A 6113-nucleotide genomic window follows, 5' to 3' on the forward strand; every position below is an offset into this window, starting at 1 on the left:
CTGTAATCCTTATCTGCTGCTTGGTTTTCGCAGCTGTATCCTTCATACAGCAGACTTGCAAAATACTTTCCGGATGGCTCCATACTGACTGTCACTGATTTCAAACGGCAGTTTTCTGCAGGCTCCCTGTGTTTTTTCATGGAGATCCATTTTAATTTTGGAAGCCGGATCCGGTTATCTTCTACCAGAATATTTCCGTTGACTACATTTGTTGTATAGCTGTTTTTGGAGTGATGTTTTGACTTGAAACGTGGAAATCCAACCTTAGGATCACAAAAAAAATTCTTATATGCTTTTTCCAGATGGAGCTGAACATTTGCCAGTGCCAGCGAATCAACTTCTTTCAGAAATGGATACGCCTTTTTATACATAGCTGGTGTATTCTTTAACATCTTCTTTGTCTTTTTATATTTCTGGATCTTGTCATTAAGCATCTGGTTGTACAGAAAACGACAACAGCCAAATGTTTTTCCAAGGAGTATCTTCTGTTCTTCTGTTGGATAGATCCGGAAACGATATGCTATGTTCAATTCTTTTTCTCTCCCTGATTTTCGATGTATTGACGGATCACTTCTACTGGTGCCCCTCCTGCCGTCAAAAGACAGAAACTCTGGCTCCAGAACGCTTCTTTCCAAAGTTTTTCCCGGATTTCCGGATANATATCAATATCTTCCACCGCAACTATATCGTACTGGTCTGTGATCCTGCGGCTCAGTTTATGCAGATAATCTCTTCTCTGGCTGCGTATTTTTTCATGGCACCTGGCAACTTTCTTTTTCTGTCGCACATAATTGCGGCTTCCTTTTACACATCTCGACAGTTTACGCTGCTCCCTTGCCAGCCTTTTTTCATTTTTTCTGAAGAATCCTGCTTCTTCCATCTCAATCTCTTCTGAAAACACAGCCATCCCCTGCATCGCATAATCAATCCCCAGTATTTTGACATTGCTGTAATCCTTATCTGCTGCTTGGTTTTCGCAGCTGTATCCTTCATACAGCAGACTTGCAAAATACTTTCCGGATGGCTCCATACTGACTGTCACTGATTTCAAACGGCAGTTTTCTGCAGGCTCCCTGTGTTTTTTCATGGAGATCCATTTTAATTTTGGAAGCCGGATCCGGTTATCTTCTACCAGAATATTTCCGTTGACTACATTTGTTGTATAGCTGTTTTTGGAGTGATGTTTTGACTTGAAACGTGGAAATCCAACCTTAGGATCACAAAAAAAATTCTTATATGCTTTTTCCAGATGGAGCTGAACATTTGCCAGTGCCAGCGAATCAACTTCTTTCAGAAATGGATACGCCTTTTTATACATAGCTGGTGTATTCTTTAACATCTTCTTTGTCTTTTTATATTTCTGGATCTTGTCATTAAGCATCTGGTTGTACAGAAAACGACAACAGCCAAATGTTTTTCCAAGGAGTATCTTCTGTTCTTCTGTTGGATAGATCCGGAAACGATATGCTATGTTCAATTCTTTTTCTCTCCCTGATTTTCGATGTATTGACGGATCACTTCTACTGGTGCCCCTCCTGCCGTCAAAAGACAGAAACTCTGGCTCCAGAACGCTTCTTTCCAAAGTTTTTCCCGGATTTCCGGATACTCTTTTTTCAGCAGCCTGCTGCTGGCACTTTTATAAGCATTGATAAATTTACTGAGTTCTGTTTTAGGCTGTGCACGAAACATTACATGCACATGATCAATATCATGATTCCATTCCTCCAAAANTCTGTGATCCTGCGGCTCAGTTTATGCAGATAATCTCTTCTCTGGCTGCGTATTTTTTCATGGCACCTGGCAACTTTCTTTTTCTGTCGCACATAATTGCGGCTTCCTTTTACACATCTCGACAGTTTACGCTGCTCCCTTGCCAGCCTTTTTTCATTTTTTCTGAAGAATCCTGCTTCTTCCATCTCAATCTCTTCTGAAAACACAGCCATCCCCTGCATCGCATAATCAATCCCCAGTATTTTGACATTGCTGTAATCCTTATCTGCTGCTTGGTTTTCGCAGCTGTATCCTTCATACAGCAGACTTGCAAAATACTTTCCGGATGGCTCCATACTGACTGTCACTGATTTCAAACGGCAGTTTTCTGCAGGCTCCCTGTGTTTTTTCATGGAGATCCATTTTAATTTTGGAAGCCGGATCCGGTTATCTTCTACCAGAATATTTCCGTTGACTACATTTGTTGTATAGCTGTTTTTGGAGTGATGTTTTGACTTGAAACGTGGAAATCCAACCTTAGGATCACAAAAAAAATTCTTATATGCTTTTTCCAGATGGAGCTGAACATTTGCCAGTGCCAGCGAATCAACTTCTTTCAGAAATGGATACGCCTTTTTATACATAGCTGGTGTATTCTTTAACATCTTCTTTGTCTTTTTATATTTCTGGATCTTGTCATTAAGCATCTGGTTGTACAGAAAACGACAACAGCCAAATGTTTTTCCAAGGAGTATCTTCTGTTCTTCTGTTGGATAGATCCGGAAACGATATGCTATGTTCAATTCTTTTTCTCTCCCTGATTTTCGATGTATTGACGGATCACTTCTACTGGTGCCCCTCCTGCCGTCAAAAGACAGAAACTCTGGCTCCAGAACGCTTCTTTCCAAAGTTTTTCCCGGATTTCCGGATACTCTTTTTTCAGCAGCCTGCTGCTGGCACTTTTATAAGCATTGATAAATTTACTGAGTTCTGTTTTAGGCTGTGCACGAAACATTACATGCACATGATCAATATCATGATTCCATTCCTCCAAAACANCAATCTCTTCTGAAAACACAGCCATCCCCTGCATCGCATAATCAATCCCCAGTATTTTGACATTGCTGTAATCCTTATCTGCTGCTTGGTTTTCGCAGCTGTATCCTTCATACAGCAGACTTGCAAAATACTTTCCGGATGGCTCCATACTGACTGTCACTGATTTCAAACGGCAGTTTTCTGCAGGCTCCCTGTGTTTTTTCATGGAGATCCATTTTAATTTTGGAAGCCGGATCCGGTTATCTTCTACCAGAATATTTCCGTTGACTACATTTGTTGTATAGCTGTTTTTGGAGTGATGTTTTGACTTGAAACGTGGAAATCCAACCTTAGGATCACAAAAAAAATTCTTATATGCTTTTTCCAGATGGAGCTGAACATTTGCCAGTGCCAGCGAATCAACTTCTTTCAGAAATGGATACGCCTTTTTATACATAGCTGGTGTATTCTTTAACATCTTCTTTGTCTTTTTATATTTCTGGATCTTGTCATTAAGCATCTGGTTGTACAGAAAACGACAACAGCCAAATGTTTTTCCAAGGAGTATCTTCTGTTCTTCTGTTGGATAGATCCGGAAACGATATGCTATGTTCAATTCTTTTTCTCTCCCTGATTTTCGATGTATTGACGGATCACTTCTACTGGTGCCCCTCCTGCCGTCAAAAGACAGAAACTCTGGCTCCAGAACGCTTCTTTCCAAAGTTTTTCCCGGATTTCCGGATACTCTTTTTTCAGCAGCCTGCTGCTGGCACTTTTATAAGCATTGATAAATTTACTGAGTTCTGTTTTAGGCTGTGCACGAAACATTACATGCACATGATCAATATCATGATTCCATTCCTCCAAAACAATTCCATACCGTGGGGCAATATATCCCCATATTTCCCTTGCTCTTTCTGAAATCGGATCATTGATAACTTTTCTTCGATATTTCACCACCATAATCAGGTGATAATACATCAAGTACACTGAATGTGCATTGTGATCCATATTTTCCATAAAACCAGTCCTTTTTTTGAATAATTATCTTATCGACTGATTCTATTATACCATGGATTTTTGCACCAAACAAGTGTTCTTTTTTATTTTTTGCAATTCATCTCCCACCTGTAGAGGAAGGAGAATTCTTGCTATATATTATGTTAAAAAATNGGATCCGGTTATCTTCTACCAGAATATTTCCGTTGACTACATTTGTTGTATAGCTGTTTTTGGAGTGATGTTTTGACTTGAAACGTGGAAATCCAACCTTAGGATCACAAAAAAAATTCTTATATGCTTTTTCCAGATGGAGCTGAACATTTGCCAGTGCCAGCGAATCAACTTCTTTCAGAAATGGATACGCCTTTTTATACATAGCTGGTGTATTCTTTAACATCTTCTTTGTCTTTTTATATTTCTGGATCTTGTCATTAAGCATCTGGTTGTACAGAAAACGACAACAGCCAAATGTTTTTCCAAGGAGTATCTTCTGTTCTTCTGTTGGATAGATCCGGAAACGATATGCTATGTTCAATTCTTTTTCTCTCCCTGATTTTCGATGTATTGACGGATCACTTCTACTGGTGCCCCTCCTGCCGTCAAAAGACAGAAACTCTGGCTCCAGAACGCTTCTTTCCAAAGTTTTTCCCGGATTTCCGGATACTCTTTTTTCAGCAGCCTGCTGCTGGCACTTTTATAAGCATTGATAAATTTACTGAGTTCTGTTTTAGGCTGTGCACGAAACATTACATGCACATGATCAATATCATGATTCCATTCCTCCAAAACAATTCCATACCGTGGGGCAATATATCCCCATATTTCCCTTGCTCTTTCTGAAATCGGATCATTGATAACTTTTCTTCGATATTTCACCACCATAATCAGGTGATAATACATCAAGTACACTGAATGTGCATTNGGAAGCCGGATCCGGTTATCTTCTACCAGAATATTTCCGTTGACTACATTTGTTGTATAGCTGTTTTTGGAGTGATGTTTTGACTTGAAACGTGGAAATCCAACCTTAGGATCACGAAAAAAATTCTTATATGCTTTTTCCAGATGGAGCTGAACATTTGCCAGCGCCAGCGAATCAACTTCTTTCAGAAATGGATACGCCTTTTTATACATGGCTGGTGTATTCTTTAACATCTTCTTTGTCTTTTTATACTCCTGGATCTTGTCATTAAGCATCTGGTTGTACAGAAAACGACAGCAGCCAAATGTTTTTCCAAGGAGTATCTTCTGTTCTTCTGTTGGATAAATCCGGAAACGATATGCTATGTTCAATTCTTTTTCTCTCCCTGGTTTTCGATGTATTGACGGATCACTTCTACTGGTGCCCCTCCTGCCGTCAAAAGACAGAAACTCTGGCTCCAGAACGCTTCTTTCCAAAGTTTTTCCCGGATTTCCGGATACTCTTTTTTCAGCAGCCTGCTGCTGGCACTTTTATAAGCATTGATAAATTTACTGAGTTCTGTTTTAGGCTGTGCACGAAACATTACATGCACATGATCAATATCATGATTCCATTCCTCCAAAACAATTCCATACCGTGGGGCAATATATCCCCATATTTCCCTTGCTCTTTCTGAAATCGGATCATTGATAACTTTTCTTCGATATTTCACCACCATAATCAGGTGATAATACATCAAGTACACTGAATGTGCATTGTGATCCATATTTTCCATAAAACCAGTCCTTTTTTTGAATAATTATCTTATCGACTGATTCTATTATACCATGGATTTTTGCACCAAACAAGTGTTCTTTTTTATTTTTTGCAATTCATCTCCCNGGCTCCCTGTGTTTTTTCATGGAGATCCATTTTAATTTCGGAAGCCGGATCCGGTTATCTTCTACCAGAATATTTCCGTTGACTACATTTGTTGTATAGCTGTTTTTGGAGTGATGTTTTGACTTGAAACGTGGAAATCCAACCTTAGGATCACGAAAAAAATTCTTATATGCTTTTTCCAGATGGAGCTGAACATTTGCCAGCGCCAGCGAATCAACTTCTTTCAGAAATGGATACGCCTTTTTATACATGGCTGGTGTATTCTTTAACATCTTCTTTGTCTTTTTATACTCCTGGATCTTGTCATTAAGCATCTGGTTGTACAGAAAACGACAGCAGCCAAATGTTTTTCCAAGGAGTATCTTCTGTTCTTCTGTTGGATAAATCCGGAAACGATATGCTATGTTCAATTCTTTTTCTCTCCCTGGTTTTCGATGTATTGACGGATCACTTCTACTGGTGCCCCTCCTGCCGTCAAAAGACAGAAACTCTGGCTCCAGAACGCTTCTTTCCAAAGTTTTTCCCGGATTTCCGGATACTCTTTTTTCAGCAGCCTGCT

At 39.5% G+C, this 6113-nt stretch carries 10 protein-coding genes and 2 pseudogenes; all 12 read right to left on the minus strand.

Annotated elements, in window-relative coordinates; translation table 11 throughout:
• On the minus strand, positions 1-530 hold a 530-nt coding region (locus tag GT674_RS16825), incomplete at its 3' end, for an RNA-guided endonuclease TnpB family protein (RefSeq protein WP_161286688.1).
• Positions 527-1582, minus strand: a complete 1056-nt coding sequence (locus GT674_RS16835) for an RNA-guided endonuclease TnpB family protein (RefSeq protein WP_330585645.1) — start codon at positions 1580-1582, stop codon at positions 527-529. The genes GT674_RS16825 and GT674_RS16835, both read right to left, overlap by 4 nt.
• Positions 1474-1728: pseudogene (gene tnpA / locus GT674_RS17270) on the minus strand (IS200/IS605 family transposase); the annotation flags it as partial. The gene GT674_RS16835 and the pseudogene tnpA (GT674_RS17270), both read right to left, overlap by 109 nt.
• A complete protein-coding gene (locus GT674_RS17275; RefSeq protein WP_330585646.1) occupies positions 1689-2618 on the minus strand; it encodes an RNA-guided endonuclease TnpB family protein in 930 nt (309 codons plus the stop codon). The pseudogene tnpA (GT674_RS17270) and the gene GT674_RS17275, both read right to left, overlap by 40 nt.
• Positions 2510-3469, minus strand: coding sequence for an IS200/IS605 family transposase (tnpA, locus tag GT674_RS16855; protein ID WP_442859867.1), 960 nt, complete (start codon positions 3467-3469; stop codon positions 2510-2512). The genes GT674_RS17275 and tnpA (GT674_RS16855) overlap by 109 nt, the downstream gene beginning before the upstream one ends.
• Positions 3361-3768: an IS200/IS605 family transposase gene (gene tnpA, locus GT674_RS16860; RefSeq protein ID WP_161286690.1), complete on the minus strand. Its 408-nt coding sequence runs from the start codon at positions 3766-3768 to the stop codon at positions 3361-3363. The genes tnpA (GT674_RS16855) and tnpA (GT674_RS16860) overlap by 109 nt, the downstream gene beginning before the upstream one ends.
• Before the next feature lie 97 nt (positions 3769-3865).
• Positions 3866-4390, minus strand: a complete 525-nt coding sequence (locus tag GT674_RS16865) for a helix-turn-helix domain-containing protein (RefSeq protein ID WP_442859868.1) — start codon at positions 4388-4390, stop codon at positions 3866-3868.
• Positions 4282-4683 (minus strand): IS200/IS605 family transposase, encoded by a 402-nt coding sequence (tnpA, locus tag GT674_RS17225; RefSeq protein WP_330585648.1) that lies wholly within the window; start codon positions 4681-4683, stop codon positions 4282-4284. The genes GT674_RS16865 and tnpA (GT674_RS17225) overlap by 109 nt, the downstream gene beginning before the upstream one ends.
• A 234-nt stretch (positions 4684-4917) precedes the next feature.
• A pseudogene (locus GT674_RS18485) lies at positions 4918-5148 on the minus strand (helix-turn-helix domain-containing protein); the annotation flags it as partial.
• On the minus strand, positions 5040-5447 hold the full coding sequence (gene tnpA / locus GT674_RS16875) for an IS200/IS605 family transposase (protein ID WP_161286690.1): 408 nt from the start codon (positions 5445-5447) through the stop codon (positions 5040-5042). The pseudogene GT674_RS18485 and the gene tnpA (GT674_RS16875), both read right to left, overlap by 109 nt.
• A 97-nt stretch (positions 5448-5544) precedes the next feature.
• Positions 5545-5964 carry an RNA-guided endonuclease TnpB family protein gene (locus GT674_RS16880; RefSeq protein WP_330585647.1) on the minus strand — a complete coding sequence of 140 codons (420 nt, stop codon included), beginning with the start codon at positions 5962-5964 and terminating at the stop codon, positions 5545-5547.
• Positions 5961-6113, minus strand: a 153-nt coding sequence (locus GT674_RS16885; RefSeq protein ID WP_192926068.1) for a transposase, incomplete at its 5' end; no start/stop codon positions are given. The genes GT674_RS16885 and GT674_RS16880, both read right to left, overlap by 4 nt.

The sequence above is a fragment of the Blautia sp. BIOML-A1 genome (assembly GCF_009883055.1).
GTDB lineage: Bacteria > Bacillota > Clostridia > Lachnospirales > Lachnospiraceae > Blautia_A.

Excerpts from the sequence above, each read along its gene's own strand:
- tnpA (WP_161286690.1), bottom strand. The coding sequence starts at position 3,768 with ATGGAAAATATGGATCACAATGCACATTCAGTGTACTTGATGTATTAT.
- tnpA (WP_161286690.1), bottom strand. The coding sequence starts at position 5,447 with ATGGAAAATATGGATCACAATGCACATTCAGTGTACTTGATGTATTAT.